The organism is Polymorphospora rubra (assembly GCF_018324255.1).
Taxonomy (GTDB): Bacteria; Actinomycetota; Actinomycetes; order Mycobacteriales; family Micromonosporaceae; genus Polymorphospora; species Polymorphospora rubra.
The window spans coordinates 4,859,161-4,875,683 of the sequence record NZ_AP023359.1; the positions used below are offsets into that span (position 1 = coordinate 4,859,161).

16 protein-coding genes are annotated in these 16,523 nt (G+C 70.1%); 8 read left to right on the forward strand and 8 right to left on the reverse strand.

Features of this window, described 5'->3' with window-relative positions; translation table 11 throughout:
- Positions 1-16: 16 nt before the first annotated feature.
- From Prubr_RS21935 to Prubr_RS21945, 3 genes are read left to right on the forward strand one after another with little or no spacing between them, the layout of a single operon-like run.
- Positions 17-1,333, forward strand: coding sequence for a cytochrome P450 (locus Prubr_RS21935; protein ID WP_246567473.1), 1,317 nt, complete (start codon positions 17-19; stop codon positions 1,331-1,333).
- A 55-nt stretch (positions 1,334-1,388) separates the two neighbouring features.
- Positions 1,389-1,781, forward strand: coding sequence for a YciI family protein (locus tag Prubr_RS21940; protein WP_246569009.1), 393 nt, complete (start codon positions 1,389-1,391; stop codon positions 1,779-1,781).
- A gap of 12 nt (positions 1,782-1,793) precedes the next feature.
- Positions 1,794-3,050, forward strand: coding sequence for an RNA polymerase sigma factor (locus Prubr_RS21945; RefSeq protein ID WP_343221698.1), 1,257 nt, complete (start codon positions 1,794-1,796; stop codon positions 3,048-3,050).
- A 60-nt stretch (positions 3,051-3,110) separates the two neighbouring features.
- Here the strand turns inward: Prubr_RS21945 and Prubr_RS21950 are convergent, their stop codons facing one another.
- From Prubr_RS21950 to Prubr_RS21960, 3 genes are read right to left on the reverse strand one after another with little or no spacing between them, the layout of a single operon-like run.
- Positions 3,111-4,478 (reverse strand): hypothetical protein, encoded by a 1,368-nt coding sequence (locus Prubr_RS21950; RefSeq protein WP_212816787.1) that lies wholly within the window; start codon positions 4,476-4,478, stop codon positions 3,111-3,113.
- Positions 4,388-4,888, reverse strand: coding sequence for a caspase, EACC1-associated type (locus Prubr_RS21955; protein WP_212816788.1), 501 nt, complete (start codon positions 4,886-4,888; stop codon positions 4,388-4,390). The genes Prubr_RS21950 and Prubr_RS21955 overlap by 91 nt, the downstream gene beginning before the upstream one ends.
- A gap of 1 nt (position 4,889) precedes the next feature.
- Entirely contained in the window at positions 4,890-5,243 is a 354-nt protein-coding gene (locus Prubr_RS21960; protein ID WP_212816789.1) for an effector-associated constant component EACC1, read from the reverse strand.
- A gap of 240 nt (positions 5,244-5,483) precedes the next feature.
- Between Prubr_RS21960 and Prubr_RS21965 the strand changes: the two genes are divergently transcribed.
- From Prubr_RS21965 to Prubr_RS21975, 3 genes are all read left to right on the forward strand, one after another.
- Complete coding sequence (locus tag Prubr_RS21965) at positions 5,484-6,362, forward strand: nucleotidyltransferase domain-containing protein (protein WP_212816790.1); 879 nt, start codon at positions 5,484-5,486, stop codon at positions 6,360-6,362.
- 5 nt (positions 6,363-6,367) lie between these two features.
- On the forward strand, positions 6,368-6,814 hold the full coding sequence (locus tag Prubr_RS21970; RefSeq protein WP_212816791.1) for a GNAT family N-acetyltransferase: 447 nt from the start codon (positions 6,368-6,370) through the stop codon (positions 6,812-6,814).
- A 128-nt stretch (positions 6,815-6,942) separates the two neighbouring features.
- On the forward strand, positions 6,943-7,839 hold the full coding sequence (locus tag Prubr_RS21975) for an NAD-dependent epimerase/dehydratase family protein (RefSeq protein ID WP_212816792.1): 897 nt from the start codon (positions 6,943-6,945) through the stop codon (positions 7,837-7,839).
- Between the two features lie 44 nt (positions 7,840-7,883).
- On the opposite strand, the gene Prubr_RS21980 is transcribed toward Prubr_RS21975, so the two are convergent.
- Positions 7,884-9,383, reverse strand: coding sequence for an FG-GAP repeat domain-containing protein (locus Prubr_RS21980; protein WP_212816793.1), 1,500 nt, complete (start codon positions 9,381-9,383; stop codon positions 7,884-7,886).
- A 320-nt stretch (positions 9,384-9,703) separates the two neighbouring features.
- Here Prubr_RS21980 and Prubr_RS21985 point away from each other — a divergent pair, with 320 nt between their 5' ends.
- A complete protein-coding gene (locus Prubr_RS21985) occupies positions 9,704-11,209 on the forward strand; it encodes a VCBS repeat domain-containing M23 family metallopeptidase (RefSeq protein WP_212816794.1) in 1,506 nt (501 codons plus the stop codon).
- A gap of 47 nt (positions 11,210-11,256) precedes the next feature.
- On the opposite strand, the gene Prubr_RS21990 is transcribed toward Prubr_RS21985, so the two are convergent.
- From Prubr_RS21990 to Prubr_RS22005, 4 genes are all read right to left on the reverse strand, one after another.
- Positions 11,257-12,048, reverse strand: coding sequence for an APH(3'') family aminoglycoside O-phosphotransferase (locus tag Prubr_RS21990; protein WP_212816795.1), 792 nt, complete (start codon positions 12,046-12,048; stop codon positions 11,257-11,259).
- Positions 12,045-12,692, reverse strand: coding sequence for a hypothetical protein (locus Prubr_RS21995; protein ID WP_212816796.1), 648 nt, complete (start codon positions 12,690-12,692; stop codon positions 12,045-12,047). The genes Prubr_RS21990 and Prubr_RS21995 overlap by 4 nt, the downstream gene beginning before the upstream one ends.
- Positions 12,689-13,168 (reverse strand): MarR family winged helix-turn-helix transcriptional regulator, encoded by a 480-nt coding sequence (locus Prubr_RS22000; protein WP_212816797.1) that lies wholly within the window; start codon positions 13,166-13,168, stop codon positions 12,689-12,691. Before Prubr_RS22000 ends, Prubr_RS21995 begins: the two co-directional genes overlap by 4 nt.
- Before the next feature lie 106 nt (positions 13,169-13,274).
- A complete protein-coding gene (locus Prubr_RS22005) occupies positions 13,275-14,912 on the reverse strand; it encodes a discoidin domain-containing protein (RefSeq protein WP_212816798.1) in 1,638 nt (545 codons plus the stop codon).
- Between the two features lie 262 nt (positions 14,913-15,174).
- Between Prubr_RS22005 and Prubr_RS22010 the strand changes: the two genes are divergently transcribed.
- On the forward strand, positions 15,175-16,521 hold the full coding sequence (locus tag Prubr_RS22010; protein WP_212816799.1) for a helix-turn-helix domain-containing protein: 1,347 nt from the start codon (positions 15,175-15,177) through the stop codon (positions 16,519-16,521).
- The last annotated feature ends 2 nt before the right edge of the window (positions 16,522-16,523 follow it).

The following is a 16,523-nucleotide window of genomic DNA, read 5'->3' on the forward strand; positions in this document are numbered from 1 at the left end:
GGGAATGGTGCGGGGTATGCGTGTCGACGACACCCTGGCCCTGGCCCGCGAGGGCTACGCCTGGCTGCCCAACCGCCGCCGGCGCGCCGGCGGCGGTCCGGTCGGGACGCGGCTGCTGGGGCGGCGCGCGGTCGGGCTGGTCGGGCCGGCGGCCGCCCGGTTCTTCTACGACGACGACCACGTACGCCGGCACGGGGCGATCCCCGGCCCGGTGCGGAGCACACTGCTCGGCCACGGCGCCGTGCACACCCTCGACGGTGCCGCGCACCGGGTCCGCAAGGCGCTCTTCCTGGCGCTGCTCACCCCCGACGGGGTCGCCGCGCTGGCCGACCGGGTGACCGAGGCGTGGGACGCCGCCGTACCGGCCTGGCGGGGCGACCGGCCGGTCAGCCTCTTCGACGAGACGAGCCGGCTGATCACCCGCGGGGTCTGGGAGTGGGCGGGCGTGCCTCTGGCCGACACCGACGTCGCGCCGGTCGCCGCCGATCTGGTGCTGATGGTCGACGGGTTCGGTACGATCGCGCCCCGGCACTGGCGGGCCCGGCGGGCCCGTACCCGCCAGGAGAACCGGCTGGCCCGGCTGGTCGAGGAGTTCCGCGCCGACGCCGGCGGCGCGTCGGGCCCGGCCGCCTCCGGTCCGGTCCGGCTGTCCGGGGCCGCCGGCTCGGCACTCGACGTCGTCGCGCACCACCGCGACGCGAACAACCGGCCGCTCGACCCGTGCACCGCCGCCGTCGAGTTGCTCAACCTGCTGCGGCCGACCGTCGCCGTGACCTGGTTCCTGACCTTCGCCGCACACGCCCTGCACCGCTGGCCGGAGCACCGCGGCCCGGTACGCGACGACCCGGGGTACGCCACCGCCTTCGTCCACGAGGTGCGCCGCTTCTACCCGTTCGCGCCGTTCGTCGGCGGCCGGGCGGTCCGGGACCTGACCTTCGCCGGGCGCCGGATCCCGGCCGGGACACTGGTACTGCTCGACCTCTACGGGCAGAACCACGACCCGGAACTGTGGCCCGACCCCTACCGGTTCGACCCCGGCCGTTTCGTGGACCGCCGGATCGGCGCCTTCGAACTCGTGCCGCAGGGCGGCGGTGACCCCCGTACCGGCCACCGGTGCCCCGGCGAGGACCTGACCGTCACGCTGCTGCGCCGCCTCGTGCCACGACTGGCCGGCCTCGACTACGAGGTGCCGGACCAGGACCTGCGCATCCCGCTGGGCCGCGTCCCGACCCGGCCGCGGAGCGGTTTCGTCATCCGGAACGTCCGGCCGCCGGAAAAACCTTCGAAGAATTCCGCCGGGGATGTCGAGAACCCGCCCGCAGCCTCGACCTGACCGTGAAAGCGTCGGACGACCGGCGCCCGGGTGTGAGGAGCAGGACGTGAAGTACATGCTGTTGATGCAGTTCAGCGCGGCGACCGCCGACTTCCCGGAGATCGGCACCTGGCGGCCCGAGGAGATCCAGGCGCACATCGCGTTCATGGGGGACACCAACGCCAAACTCGCCGCCGCCGGCGAGCTCGTCGATGGACAGGGCCTGGCCGGGGTCGACCAGGTCAGGATCGTGCGGGCCGGCACCGACGGTGCGCCCGTGGTGACCGAGGGGCCGTTCCCGGAGACGAAGGAGTTCCTGGCCGGCTACTGGATTATCGACTGCGACAGCCCCGAGCGGGCGATCGAGATCGCTGGACAGATCTCGGCCGCGCCCGGCCCGGGCGGCCGGCCGCTCAACATGCCGATCGAGGTACGCCCGGTGATGTCGGCGCCGCCCGTGGAGGTGTGACGCCTGCACGACATCGACCGACACGTCGAGGACCTGCTGCGCGAACTCGCGCCGCGGGTCCTCGGCGTGCTGACCCGTCGGTTCGGCGACTTCGCCGCCGCCGAGGACGCCGTACAGGAGGCCCTGCTCGCCGCGTTCGCCCAGTGGCCGGCCGACGGCGTACCGGACAACCCGCGTGGCTGGCTGATCCAGGTCGCCCACCGTCGGCTGGTCGAGCAGATCCGGGGCGAGCAGGCGCGCCGCCGGCGCGAGGACCTCGTCGCCCGGCAGGAGCCGGTCGACCGGCTCGCCGCCCCCGCCGCCGACGCCGGACCCGCCACCGACCGGGACGACACGCTGGTGCTGCTCTTCCTGTGCTGCCATCCGGCGCTGTCGGCGGCGTCGGCGATCGCGTTGACCTTGCGGGCGGTCGGCGGCCTCACCACCGCCGAGATAGCCCGGGCGTTCATGGTCCCGGAGGCGACGATGGCGCAGCGGATCAGCCGGGCCAAGCAGCGCATCAAGACGTCGGGTGTGCCGTTCCGGCAGCCGGACACCGAGGACCGGGGGCGCCGGCTCGGCGCCGTCCTGCACGTCCTCTATCTGATCTTCAACGAGGGACACACCCGCAGCGCCGGTCCGCAGCTGCGCCAGGTCGAACTGTCGGCGGAGGCGATTCGGCTGACCCGGGCCCTGCACACCCTGCTGCCCGACGACAGCGAGGTCACCGGCCTGCTCGCGCTGATGCTGCTCACCGAGGCACGCAGCCCGGCGCGGACCGGACCGGCCGGCGAGCTGATCTCCCTGGCCGACCAGGACCGCGGCCGCTGGGACGCGGCGGCGATCGCCGAAGGCGTCGCCCTGGTCACCCACGCGCTGCCCCGTGGCCCGGTCGGCCAATACCAGGTGCAGGCCGCGATCGCCGCGTTGCACGACGAGGCGCCGACCGCCGACGCCACCGACTGGCCGCAGATCCTCGCCCTCTACGAGGTGTTGGAACGGATCACCGACAGTCCGGTGGTGGCCCTGAACCGGGCCGTCGCCGGCGCCATGGTGAACGGCCCGGCCGCCGGCCTCGACGCGCTCGCCGTACTGGCCGACGATTCCCGGCTGGCCGGACACCACCGGCTCTTCGCGGCCCGGGCCCACCTGCTGGAGATGGCCGGCGACCGATCGGCGGCGGCCGAGGCGTACCGGGCCGCGGCCGGCCGTACGGCGAGCCTGCCCGAACGGCACTACCTGCTGCTGCGCGCGGCCCGCCTGGGCCACGGTGCACCCGTCCCCGAATGACGCCGGCCGACCGACGACGGACCGGCCGGGACGCCCGAACACGTTCACCGGTGGGCAACGCTAACCGCCGAGGTCGGCCAGGACCTTCGTCAGCGCGCGTTCGACGCGTATTTTGCCGAACCTTCGGATGAGTGACATGTAGAAGAGGCCCGGTGCGGAGGCGGCCCACTGGTTGATCCGGTCGTCCCGGAGGAGGTAGCTGATCACGGATTCGGGGGCGAACGGGGTGAAATCCAGCTCCTCGTGCTCCCATTTGTCGGGAGCGCCCCTGGATATGCGCTCCACCAGCTCCTCTGCCGTGAGGTGACTCAGGAAAGCGACGAACGAAGCGCCCCATTGGCACGTCGCGGCATCGATGTGAAACGCAAGTAACTCGATTCTGTGTTCGTGGGGTTCGATGGACAGTTCCTCGGCGACGCCTCGGCGGGCGACCTCGTGGAGGTTGGGGGAGCTCCGTCCCATGGCGTCGAGGGTGCGGGAGAGTGCCTCGTTCGCCGAGGAATTCCAGAGTCCGGGCGAGGAGCCCACGATGGAACTCCGTCGGGAGAATATCAGCTGCTCGTCCGCGGTCACCACCGCGACATTCAGTCCGAAGCTGCTGCACATGAACGGTGGCAGATTCCAGACGTCCGACGAGTGGATATATTTCGTGCGTGGGGTGGAGCCGTCGGCCATGGTGCGATCCAGTTGTTGGGTCGCCAGGAACGTGTAGTAGTCGGAGTTCTGCAGGTTGATGTAGATGACCGGTTCTTCCTCGATCCCCAGTCGGCTGATCACGAAGTTGCTTATGGCATAGTTGGGTCCATTCCACCTGAAGAGGCGGCCGGCGTCCCGGTTGGCATTCTGTTCGGCCTCGATCTCTGCTCGCCAGCCGGCTATCTCGGGCGGGAGTTCGACGTCCCGGCGCTCCACGCTTATGTGCACGTTCTGTTTTTTGATCGCATGCTGGCCATCGCCTTCGAGTACGATCAGTGATGTCTTCAGCGGGCCGAGCCTGAAGCCGCTTTCCCACCATGGCACCGGTTCTCGCGACGGTGACCTTCCGGTAAGCGAATCGTTTTCCGGGTCCGGCGCCAGCCATGCTTCCGGTAGCGATCCCAGATCGTGTCGGTTCCGCACCAGGGCCAGGCTGTCCACCGAGTTCGTCTGCAGTTGCTGTGGCCGCGGTCGTCCGTCCGCTCTCGCGGCGTCCACGAGCCGGTCGTACAGGGCCGGCAGGGCCAGCAGTTCGGGGCCGCCGGGCAGTCCGTGGATGAGGAAGTGCAGCAGATCGCCCGTGAAGGCGGTGTAGTTGTTCGCGCCGATCGCTCTGGCGGTTTCGTTGGGTGTGGTCGACGTCAGGACGTACGCCCCCGAACGTCGGCGACCGCATTCATCACGTGGCTTTCCCCGGCCATGGCTCGAACTGCCCTGCCGGAGAAGCAGCAATCGAGCAGGACGATCTTCGTCCGGGCCTGGCTTGCCATGATCGTCTTGCGGAGTATGTCGTAGTCGATCGTGGAGTAGCCCAACAGTTCCCGGTGGGTGGTGCTGATCGAGAGATGCAGCCGACCTTCGGCGTCCACGATGCCGTGTCCCGCATAGTAGATCATCAGCACATCGGTGGCCGAGGTTGCTGCCCGGTGGACGGCCGCTCCGCATTCGATCAACGTTTCCGGGTCGAGTATCGTCTCACAGTGCTGCGCCGAGAATCCGCCGGTGACCGGATCTGTGAGAGCTGCGGTCAGTGCACGGCAGTTGTTGGCGACCAGTGGTAGTTCCGGTAACCCGGAGCCCGGCTGGAAGGAGCTGGCTCCGATCACCACCAGCCGTGATCTCTTCGCGTCTGGCAGGCGCACGCTAGTCCTCCTCGAACAGGCGGCGGAACCGTTCGAGCACCTCTTCCGGTGAATCGACGCGCTTTGCGTCCAGATGGAAGGACACGCCGTTGGGCTTCTCGATGGTTAATCGGATGTCGGTGCTGCGCTGGCGAAGCCATTCGCGTACCGATGCGGCCAGGGCTGCGACGGCGCCGCCGCTGCTGATCGCCACGGCGATCGAGTCGGTCAGGGGGCCCAGGTGATCCTCAGGTATATTTCCGTGCACCAGACGGGCGCCGATTCCGTCGTCTTCTCCCGCCCTGATCCACTGAAGCAGTGCTCGGACCTCATCCTCGGTGGCATCACCCGCAGTCAGCTTTATGTAGATTTCCATCGATTAAATATAGGTGGGTCGATAGTGGCGGCCAATAGTCCCGGTCTCCGCGTGGCAGGTGGGTGGGTGGGACGGTTTCGAATCGTGAAACAAGCGGCTTAGCACCATAAACCTGCGCTACCCCTGCACCGCCCGCGCGTCCCGGGGCACTGTCCGGTCGGCCGGGGCAGGGGCCTCGGTGCCGCTCCAGCGTCTCGCCGGCCCGGCCGACCGGGTGCAGGGCCGTACCGACGTCGACCAGTGAGCGAATCCCGGCCGGCCCGGCGGATCGGCGAGGCCACGGTCCGGGCCGGTCGCCAACCCGCCGGTGCCCGGTACGGTGACCCGGTGATCTTCGAGCACACCGACCGCTATCTGCGCGCGGTCGACGCGGCACTGCCGGGCTTCGTCGAGATGCTCTACATCGTGGGCTCCGCCGCACTCGGCGCCTGGCAGCCCGGCCACAGCGACGTCGACCTCGTCATCGTCACGTCCCGGCCGGCGACCGCCGACGACCTGACCGCGCTGGCGGGCGTGCACGCCGCACTGCCCGGGCCGCCGTACACCGACGGCGTCTATCTCGACGCGACGACGTTCGCCGCCCAGCCGGACGACGGGCGCCCGGTCCCGTTCGTCGTCAACGGCGAGTTCCGCACCGATCGGCCGTGCGGCGAACTGAACCCCGTACTGTGGACGGTCCTGCGCCGGCACGGCATCCCCGTACGCGGTCCGGCCGTCGCCGACCTGGGACTCGTCGCGGCCCCCGCCGCCCTGCGCCGCTACAACCTGGAGAACCTGCGCGACTACTGGCGACCGCTGGCCGGCCGGGTGCGGCAGGAGACCGTGGGCCACGACGGCGCCGAACCGGTGCCCGGCGAGCCGGTGGCCTGGCTGGTCCTCGGTCCGGCCCGGCTGCACCACACACTCGCCCACGGCACCGTCGTCGCCAAGGCGGACGCCGGTGCGTACCTGGGCCGGCTCTTCCCGGCCTGGCAGGCGTTGCAGGAGCGCGCGGTGCGGTGGCGCGGCGGTGCCGACGAGACGTTCACGGTGGGCGATCTGCGCGCCGCGGCGGATTCCGTCGAAGCGGTGGTGGACGACGCATGGTCACGCTGGGGTGCGGGAGTGCCGGGCCGGTGATAGTCGTGGCCGTACACCCCGAACAGCCGCCCTTCGACCAGGTGGCGGACCTCTTCGACGCCTACCGGGTGCACTACGGCCTGCCGGCCGCGCCGGCGGCCACCCGCCGGTGGCTCGCGGAACAGATCACCGCGGGCCGGCTCGGGGTGACGGCCGGCGTACGGGACGGGCGGGTCCACGGGTTCCTCACCAGGACCGTCCTGCCGGCGTCGCTGCTGCTGGGCACCGCGTGGATGGTCCGTGACCTCTACGTCGACCCGGCACACCGGCGGGCCGGGATCGCCCGGGAACTGCTGTGCCATGTCGTCGACGAGGCCCGTGCCGCCGGGGCACTGCGGGTCTCGTTGCAGACCGAGACCGACAACGCCGCCGCGCTGAGTCTCTACACCAGGCTCGGCTTCCAGCCGGTCGACGGCCTGAGGGCACTCCACCTTCCGCTGTCACCCGGCTGACCGTTCCCGCCGTGGTCCTCGCATCGAGAGTGCGATCCGGGCGGTACGGGAGTGACGGGAGGGCGTACGGGGTGTCACGCTGATCCGGACAGGCAGCCGATCCAGCTTTGCACCGGGTGGTGATCCGATTGACCGATGGACCCCGCCGGGTTCTCGTGACGGGTGCGGCCGGCCGGCTCGGGCGCGCGACGCTCGACCTGCTCGCCGGCCGGGGTGTCCCGGTGACCGCGCTCGACCTGCACGATCCGGGCGACCTGCCGGCCGACCGGGTCGTGGTGGGCGGTGCCGGGGATCCGGCCGCCGTACGGGCCGCGCTGGCCGGTGTCGACGCGGTGGTGCACTGCGCCGCGATCCCGGCGCCGACGATGGGTACTCCCGAGGAGGTGTTCGCCGGCAACGTACGGGCGACGTTCGTGACCCTCGAAGAGGCGGCCCAGGCTCGTGTGCGACGGGCCGTCATCGCCAGCAGCATCGCCGTACTCGGGTTGTCGTTCGCGCCCCGGCCCCTGCATCCGGCCTGGTTTCCGGTCGACGAGGCAGTGCCGGTGCAGGTCGCGGACCCGTACGCGTTGTCCAAGCAGGCCGACGAAGCGACTGCGGCGATGATGGCCCGTCGCTACGGGATGGCGGTCGTGGCGCTGCGGTTTCCGTTGCTCGGCGGCCCGGACGACGTGTTGCCGGGGATCGCGGCCCGGTTCGTCGACGACCCGGGTTTCGGCGCCGCCCATCTGTGGGCCTACCTGGACACCCGAGATGCTGCCACCGTCGCCTGGTCGGCGCTGACCGTGCCGTTGTCCGGTTGCCACACCCTCTTCGTGGCGGCGCCGGACACTCTGGCGCCGCAGCCCACCGAGGAACTGCTCGACCGGTTCCATCCGGGCGTACCACGCCGGGTGCCGCTGCCAGGTCGGGCCACACCGATCGCCGTCGGCGCGGCCACCCGGCTGCTCGGGTTCCGGGCCGAGCACCGGTATCCGGTCGGCTCCGGAAACGGGCGGCCCGATGACGCCGCAGCGGGCCGGTGAGCTGACGGTGCGCGGACGGCTTCTGCTGTCCGCGCACCGATCGCCTAGAGCGTGGTTTCGCCGTTGAGGCCGAAGTAGTCGTGCCATTTGGTGGCGGGGCCGAAGGTGGTGCCGGTGGACAGGGCGACGTGTACGTCGTTGGTGGTGCCTTTGGTGAAGACGATGATGTCGTCTCTGCCGTCGCCGTTGAAGTCGCCGAGGTAGGGGAATTCGCCGGCGGTGCAGAAGTAGTCGTGCCATTTGATGGTGGTGCCGGCGAAGCTGGTGCCGGTGGAGGTGGCGGCGTAGACGTCGGCGTTGGTGTCGCAGGTGAAGGTGACGATGTCGTCGCGTCCGTCGCCGTTGATGTCACCGACCCTTGGCTGCTCGTTGCCGACGGCGAACAGGTCGTGCCACTTCGCTGACGCGCCGAAACCGGAGCCGGTGGACAGGGCGACGTAGACGTCGGCGAGGGTGTTGGGGCCCTGGGTGAAGACGATGATGTCGTCGCGGCCGTCGCCGTTGACGTCCCCGACGGCGGGGAACTCACCGTTCAGGCCGAAGAAGTCGTGCCACTTCTGCTCCGTGCCGACGAAGGCTGAGCCGTTGGACAGGGCGACGTAGACGTCGTTGGTGGTGCCTCGGGTGAAGGTGGCGATGTCGTCGCGTCCGTCCCCGTTGAAATCACCCACGGCGGCGATCTCGGCCCGTGGCGAGAACCAGTCGTGCCACTTGGTCGCGCCGGCGAATCCGCCGCCGGTGGACAGGGCCACGTGTACGTCGGCGAGCGACCCGTGGGTGAAGGTGACGATGTCGTCGCGTCCGTCGCCGTTGAAGTCACCGGTGAGCGTGGTCTCGCCGGACAGGCCGAAGAAGTCGTTCCACTTCACCGACGTACCCGCGAAACTCGAACCGGTCGACGTCGAGACGTACACGTCGGCGAGTGACCCGTGGGTGAAGGTGACGATGTCGTCGCGTCCGTCGCCGGTGAAGTCGGTCGGGGTGCCGCCGAGGGTGCCGATCGCGCGCCGGGCCTCGGCGAGCAGGCTGCGGGCCTTCGCCTCCGACTGGTCGTAGCGGGTCGGGAAGCCGGACCGCTGCACGCACTGGGCGACCTGGCCGGCGGTGTAGCCGGGGTTGCGGCGGTCGCAGTCGACGGCGCGTACGAAGAACTGGGTCGAGGCGTACACCGGGTCCATGATCTGCTCGGGGGTGCCCCAACCGAAGTCGTGGCGTTGCTGGAAGACGCCGAGTGACGACTTGTCGCCACACGGCAGATTGTTCATGTGTGATTCGACCCAGCCCGCCTCGAAGCCGGCGAGCATGACCTTCTCGTTGACGTTCAGGCTCCGGCCGACCAGGTTGACGACGATGATGATCGCCGGGTCGTGGTTGGCCGGGATCGAGGGACAGGCCAGGGTGCCGATCGGTGCGTCGTGGCTGGTCGCCGCCGCTGCCGGGGGGCCGGGCGCGAGTGCGGCCGGCAGCAGTACGGCGGCGAGCGCCGCGGCCAGGAGTGGGCGGCCGATGCGGCGCCGGGCGCCGCTCGGAGGGGGTCGTCGCATGCTGCACCTCGCCGTCGAGAAAATGAGATCAATCGATGTAACCGCGGAACCTACAATGGTCGGCCGATGCCGTCAAGCGGGCAGTTTTCGCACGTCATCGCGGTGATGGGTGGGTCGTTTGGAGCAAAGTTTCGGGCGGTCGCTCCGAGCAGTCAACTATTGACATGCATCGAAGTCCGAGGTTGACTCACCGCACATCGATCCGTTCGCGGGTTCGCGCGGCAGGTCAGGGGGCCAGCATGAGCGTCCAGACGCCGCACCGCCCCCGAACCCGATCCGACATCGCCGCACGCCGAGTGCGCCGGCCCGGAAGGAGCCGCATGTCCCGCCGAACGATGACCAACCTGTTCCGCGTACTCGCCGCGTCGGCCGTGGCCGCGGTGGCGGTCGTGGTCGCGCCCGCCGTCGCGTACGCGGCACCGAACTTCAAGGCGCCGTTCCCGTGCGGGCAGCGGTGGACGTACAGCCACCACAGCGCCGAGGTGCGCCTCGCCCTGGACTTCGTACGCGCCGACGGCGGCGTCACCAACAACACGCCGCAGGTGGCGTCCGCCGACGGTGTCGTCCGGCACCACTCGCAGCCGAGCGGGGCCGGCAACTACATCGTCATCGACCACGGTGGCGGCTGGACGACGTACTACTTCCACCTCAACACCTTCTCGGTGCCCAACGGCGCGTACGTCCGGCAGGGGCAGCAGATCGGGTTGACCGGCAGCACCGGCAACTCGTCCGGCGCGCACATCCATTACGAGCAGCTGCTCAACGGGGTCGGGCAGACCATCCGGATCAACGGCGTCTCGCTGGCGCCGTATCCGGGCTCGTACCACCAGCGCTATCTGACCAGCGACAACTGCGGGCAGTCGGCGGCGGCGCGGCCGATGGGTGGTTCGCCGACGGACTTCACCGGTGACGGCCGGGACGACATCGTGGCGTTCACGCACGGTTCGTTGGCGGACGTGTACGTGTCGACGTCGACCGGCAGCGGCTTCGCGGGTACGTCGGTGAAGTGGAACGACTTCTTCGGTCTGTCGGGTGAGACGACCCTGACGGGCGATTTCAACGGTGACGGGCGGGACGACGTCGTCGCGTTCACGCATGGGACGTTGGCTGACGTCCATGTGGCGTTGTCGACCGGGACGGCGTTCGCGGGGGCGACGAAGTGGCACGACTGGTTCGCGCCGGGGGCCGAGGTTCCGGCGGTGGGTGACTTCAACGGTGACGGCCGCGACGACATCGTGACGTTCACGAGGGGTTCGACGAATGACGTCTTCGTGGCGTTGTCGAACGGCTCAGCCTTCGTCGGCACGGAGCAGAAGTGGCACGACTTCTTCGGCCTGAACGGTGAGTTCCCCGCGGTCGGGGACGTCAACGGCGACGGCCGCGACGACATCATCGTCTTCACCCAGGGCCCCAACACCCTCGCCGACGTACACGTCGCCCTGTCCACCGGCTCCGGTTTCGGCGCGTCAGCGAAGTGGCACGACCTGTTCGCCGTCGGCAACGAGCAGCCGAGGGTGGGCGACATCAACGGCGACGGACGCGACGACATCGTCACCTTCACCTGCGACACCAACGCCGACGTCTACGCCGCCACCTCCACCGGCACCAGCTTCGCCGGCACCACCGTCAAATGGCACGACTACTTCTGCACCGCCGGCGAATTCCCCTACCTCGGCGACTTCAACGGCGACGGCAGAGACGACATCATCGTCTTCACCAAAGGCACCACCAACGACGTACACGTCGCCCTGTCCACCGGCACCACCTTCGGCCCCGCCACCAAATGGCACGACTACTTCGGCCTCAACGGCGAAACCACCCTGTAGGCGATCGGCCGGGGCGCGTAACCCGCCCTCGGCCGGCACCGGCCAGGTCAGCCCCAGGTCAGCGGATCGAGGCTGAGATAGAACTCCAGCCGGTCAGGGTCGGGGTCGACGCCGTACCGGTCGGCGAAGGCCCAGTCGGCTCCGGCCGCCCGCTCCTCGCTGGACCAGCTCTCGCGTGCGTTGGCGAGCAGCAGGGCGATGTCCGCGTGGCGGTCGGCGAGCCCGAGCCGGCCGAGGTCGATGAATCCGGTGACCCGCAGGGTTTCCGGATCGAGTACGACGTTGGGCAGGCACAGGTCGCCGTGGCAGACGACGGTGTCGGCGGCCTCCTGCTCCAGCCGCCGGCCGACCTGCGGTTCGAGGCGGACGAGGAGTTCACCGGGCGGACTTGTCTGCTGGTCGACGGGCAGGAAGTCGGGATTCACCGCCCCACGTGCGACGACGTCCCGGGCGATGGCGAACATGCGCGCCAGGTCCCGGGTGAAGGGGCACCGGTCGGCGGGCAGTTCGTGCAGCCGCCGTACGGCGTCGGTGATCGGGGCCCAGGCCCGCTCAAGCTGTTCGGCCGGTAGGCGGTCGGCCGGCACGCCGGGCACGGCGCTCGTCACCAGGCAGGCCCCGGCCCCGTCGGCCAGCCAGTCGACCACCTCTGGCCCCGGGACTCCACTGTCGTTCAGCCATCCGATCCGGTCGCGTTCGGCCTCCAGCGCCGCCCGCTGGCCGGTCGGCACGCACTTGGCGTACCGGGAGCCGTCGGCGGCGCGGAAGACGGCCGCCCCGGACTCGCCGCCGGCGACGGGCTGCCACCCGGCGCCGGGCGGGACCGGGTAGGTGCTCACAGGGTCGCCACCGTGGACAGGTGCCCGCGTGCCCGGGCGATGAGCGCGTCCGGGTCGTCGGCGTAGAACCGCAGTTCGCTCACCGGGCGGTCCGGGCCCTTCGGCACCACGACGGTCATCGGCTCACGGAACACCAGGTCGATGTTGGTCTGTCCACCGGTGCCGACCAGCAGGTGCACCCGGTCACCGGACTCCTCGATCTCGACGGTCCGGCTGCTGTGGGTCAACGACCGGCGCCGGCCGCGGATCTCGGCGACCGCGGACCAGGGGATCGTGACGTCGACCGAGTGTCCGTGCCGGACCCGGATGCCGGCGCCGTCGGTCACGTGCGGGTGCACGCGTACGGCGCCCAGCATCCCGAACATCCAGATCAGTCCCCACGCGCCGAGCGTCAACGCGACGATCCGCAGCGGCGGCCACGGCAGGAAGTGGGCGAGCAGGAGGTCGAGCAGCGGCACCTCGACCGCCGACACGACGATGAACACCACGAAGATCGGGGTCACCACGCCGGCGTACCCGAACGCCCGCGCGTCGTCGGCGAGCGTGGGGCGCCGGCGCGAGATCCAGCGGAACAGGCTGCGCCACATCCCGGCCTCGGCGGCGAGTGCCCGGCGCAGCAGGGTCGGTGTCCGCCTGTCGGTCATCGGTCCTCCTCGGTGGCGGTGGCCGGCGCCGGGCCGGGGCCGTGGGCGCGCAGCCGGTCCAGCAGTTCGCGCATGCCGGTGACGAGGCAGTCCAGTCGCTCGTCGGGCATTCCGGCGAAGAGCAGTTCGGCGAACTCGTGTTGGCCGCGGACCAGGGCCGCGGCGGTGTCGGCGCCGCGTGGCGTGAACGTCACGAGGGTGGCCCGGCGGTCGGTCGGGTGCGGCTCCCGGGTGACGAAGCCGGTCGCGGCGAGCCCGTCGACGAGGCCGGTGACGGTACGCGGACTGACCGCCAGCGCCTCGGCGAGGTCGCGCTGGGTCGTGGGGCCCCGCTGGGCGAGCTCCCACATGACATGCGTGCGCGAGTTGGTCAGCCCGTCGCGGGCCAGGCTGCGGGTCATGTCGTCGTTGACCAGCAGGACCAGTTCGAGGAGCACGTCCAGTGCCGTACGGTGCCGGTCCGTCGTCCCGCTCATGTCGCCGCCTTCACAATGAGCCTGTCATATAGTGAGTGTAGCTCACTATATGTGTGACGAAACCCCGGCGGGAACCCGTCCCGCCGGGGTTGGCCGTCCGGTACGACTACACCGGGTAGGCCTCGAACTCGTTGACCCGTACGTAGCCCGGCTGGTGGGTCGGGCCGTGCTTACCGAGCAGGCGGACCAGGCGTGTGGTGCGTTGACCGAACGTGACCGTCCGGACCAGTTGGGTGTTGCCGGTCACCTGTGCCACCGTGATGAACGTGATGCCGTTCCAGACCTGGATGTCGAAGTCCCTGATCGGATAACCCAGGCTGGTGTAGACCACGACCCGGCTCACCGCCTTGTTCACGCCGAAGTCGACCTGCACCCACTCCGGTGTCAGCGGGGGATAGGTGCCCCCGGCGTTCGCCCAGCTGTGGAGGCCGCCGAGCGTGGTGTTCGTCGAGCCGTCGTTGATCCGGTTCACCGAGTAGTCCCAGTAGGTGCTCGACGCCGACACGGTGCCGCTGCGGGCCAGGTTGTCGTGGCCGGTACCGCCGTCGCCGCCCACGCTGCACACGCCGAAGTCGACCAGGCCGGTGCTGTACTGCAGGTAGGTCGACTCGTTGTTCCAGACCGGCGCGTCGCCGGCCGGATCGTCGCGGGACTGGAAGGCCAGCGTCACCGAGCCGATGACCTTGATGTTCAGGGTGACGCTGACGTTCGGGCCACCGTCGACCTCGACCCACTGATAGCCCCAGACCGGCCCGTACGCGGCGTAGTCCCAGGTCGTCAGGAAGTGGTCGGGGTACTGCCAGCCCGTGATGTGCTTCTTCTTGATCTTTCCGAAGTAGATGGTCTTGACGTGCGCGCCGCCCTGCGCGACGACGATCAGCTTCATCTCCAGCTTGCCCTCGAAGAGGCCACCCAGCGAGCTCGGGCTCGGCACCTTGAACCGGTGCAGGTACTCCTGGCCGCGGTTGTTGCGCAGGCCGGTCGGGTTGCAGGCGGCCTGGGTTCCCGCGCCGGCGCCGGCCGTGCCGACCCCGGCCGCCGGCCCGGCGACCTCGTCCGGAGCATCCTCGGCCGGCGGCGTCCACGATGCGATCGTCGTGCCGCCACCGGTGTCCACCACCTCGTTGACCGACAGCACCCAGACCTCGTTCGTCTCCGCGTACTGCTCGGTCAGCGGCGTCGGCAGGGTGACCACCTGCCCGTTCTGCAGTTGGTAGCCCGCAGTGGAAGTCGCGGTCTGGTCGGCCGGCGCCACCGCCACCGTCGGCGTACTCGCCGGCGGTACCCACTCGTCCAGATTCGGAATGTAGATCTGCGGCGGGTAGGCGAAGCCCGAGATGTTCTGGAACTGTGCGACACCATTCTTCAGGTGCAGCCAGTTCTGGTCCTGCGGGTGCACGATATACGATTCCTCGGCCTCGCTGATCACGCTCGAGAGCAGGGCGTTCGTATCCCCGTCGAACTGTCGGCCGGCAATGTCACGGATCAACACCTGCAGCATCGTGTTTTCCGCGGCGGTCAGCAGCGGGAGAATGAGGGCCTGCAACCGGGCCTCGATCATGGCGTCGACCGACGGGACCGCGGCCGTTCCAGTCGGTTTGCCGGGCTTGCTCGACACTCCGGCGTGTGCCGGGCCGGCGACCAGTGCGAGGCAGAGTGCCACGACGAGCGGGAGTGCCGCGCGGCGCAGCAGGCCGGCGCGGGAGCCACCGCTCCCGTCGGGTACGTCGATGGGCGGGTTCACGGGCTTCCTCCTTTTGGGGCGTCGATAGGCGCCCTGATCCGAAAAGTGCGAACACGCCGACGCTGAAAAGTCGGGCGGCAACGGGGCTTGCCCGACATGGGGAAATAGGCATCTAGACCGACCGAGCCGTTGTCGGCGCCCCGTTGCATACCGATGATCGCGGCTACCGAGAATTCACACGGCAGATCCTGAACTTCATTGAACATCGTCGAACGACTATGTAATCTCAGTCCACTCGACACCTCCCACGATGAGGCGCCAGATGGCGGTAAACCCGTACCTGCTCTCGACCACGGAACACGGTGCGGACGTCACCGACCTGTCCGACCTGGCACGACTACTCCGCCAACTCCGCCGGCGACAGGCCCGTCAGCGCGGCGCCTCCGAACTCACCTACCGCGAACTCGCCGCCCGGACCGGCTGGTCCATCGGCACCATCGCCGGATACTTCGGCGGGCGCACCCTGCCCCCGACCAACCGGCTCGACGTACTCGCCGCCCTGCTCGAAGCCACCCCGGCCGAACTGGGTGTGCTCGCCACCGCCCGCGACCACGTACAGGAGGGCCGGCGGCCCGTCACGTCGGCAGCGGGCCCCGGCCGATGGCCGGTGCCCCGTCAGCTTCCCGGTGAGAACTTCCACTTCGTCGGCCGCGAAACCGAACTCGCCACCCTGGACGCCCTGCTCGACCGGGCCGGCCCGCCCGCCATCGCGGTGTTGCTGACCGGCACCGCCGGAGCCGGCAAGACCGCCCTCGCCGTCAAGTGGGCCCACCGGAACGCCAGCCGGTTCCCACATGGACAGTTGCACGTCAACCTCGGCGGATTCGACCCCGACGGACCACCGGTCGCCGCCGCCCGCGTCGTCCGCGACGTCGCCGCCGCGTTCGGCGTACCCGGCGACCGGATCCCCGCCGGCCCCGACGCGCAGATCGGCCTCTACCGCAGCGTGCTCGCCGGCCGGCGGGTACTCATGATCCTCGACAACGCCCGCGACGCCGACCAGGTCCGACCCCTGCTGCCCGGCTCGCCCGGCTGCCTCACCATCGTCACCAGTCGCAACCAGCTGACCAGCCTCGTCGCCGTCGACGGCGCTCACCACCTCGTCGTCGACCTGCCCGCCGCCGACGAAGCCCGGCAACTGCTCGCCCACCGGCTCGGCCCGGCCAGGGCCCGCGCCGAACCCACGGTCGTCGACGAACTCGTCAGCCAATGCGCACGCCTACCGCTGGCCATGGTGATCGCCGCCGCCCGGGCCAATGCCCGCCCCAACTTCCCGATCGCCGTACTCGCCGAGGAACTGCGGCTCGCCCACGGCAGTCTCGACCTCTTCAGCGGCGACGACGCCCCGGCCGACCTACGGGTGGCGTTCGCCTGCTCCTACCGGCAGTTGACGCCATCGGCCGCGACCCTGTTCCGGCACGTCGGGAACCACCCCGCCCCGGACGTCGACGTGGACACCGCCGCCGACCTCGCCGAGGCGGCACCGGCCCACGTACGGCCGGTCCTCGCCGAACTCACCCGCGCACACCTGCTCACCGAACACCGGCCGGGCCGCTACGCCTGCCACGACCTGCTGCGCGCCTTCGCCCGGGAACAGGCGAACCGGTAAGC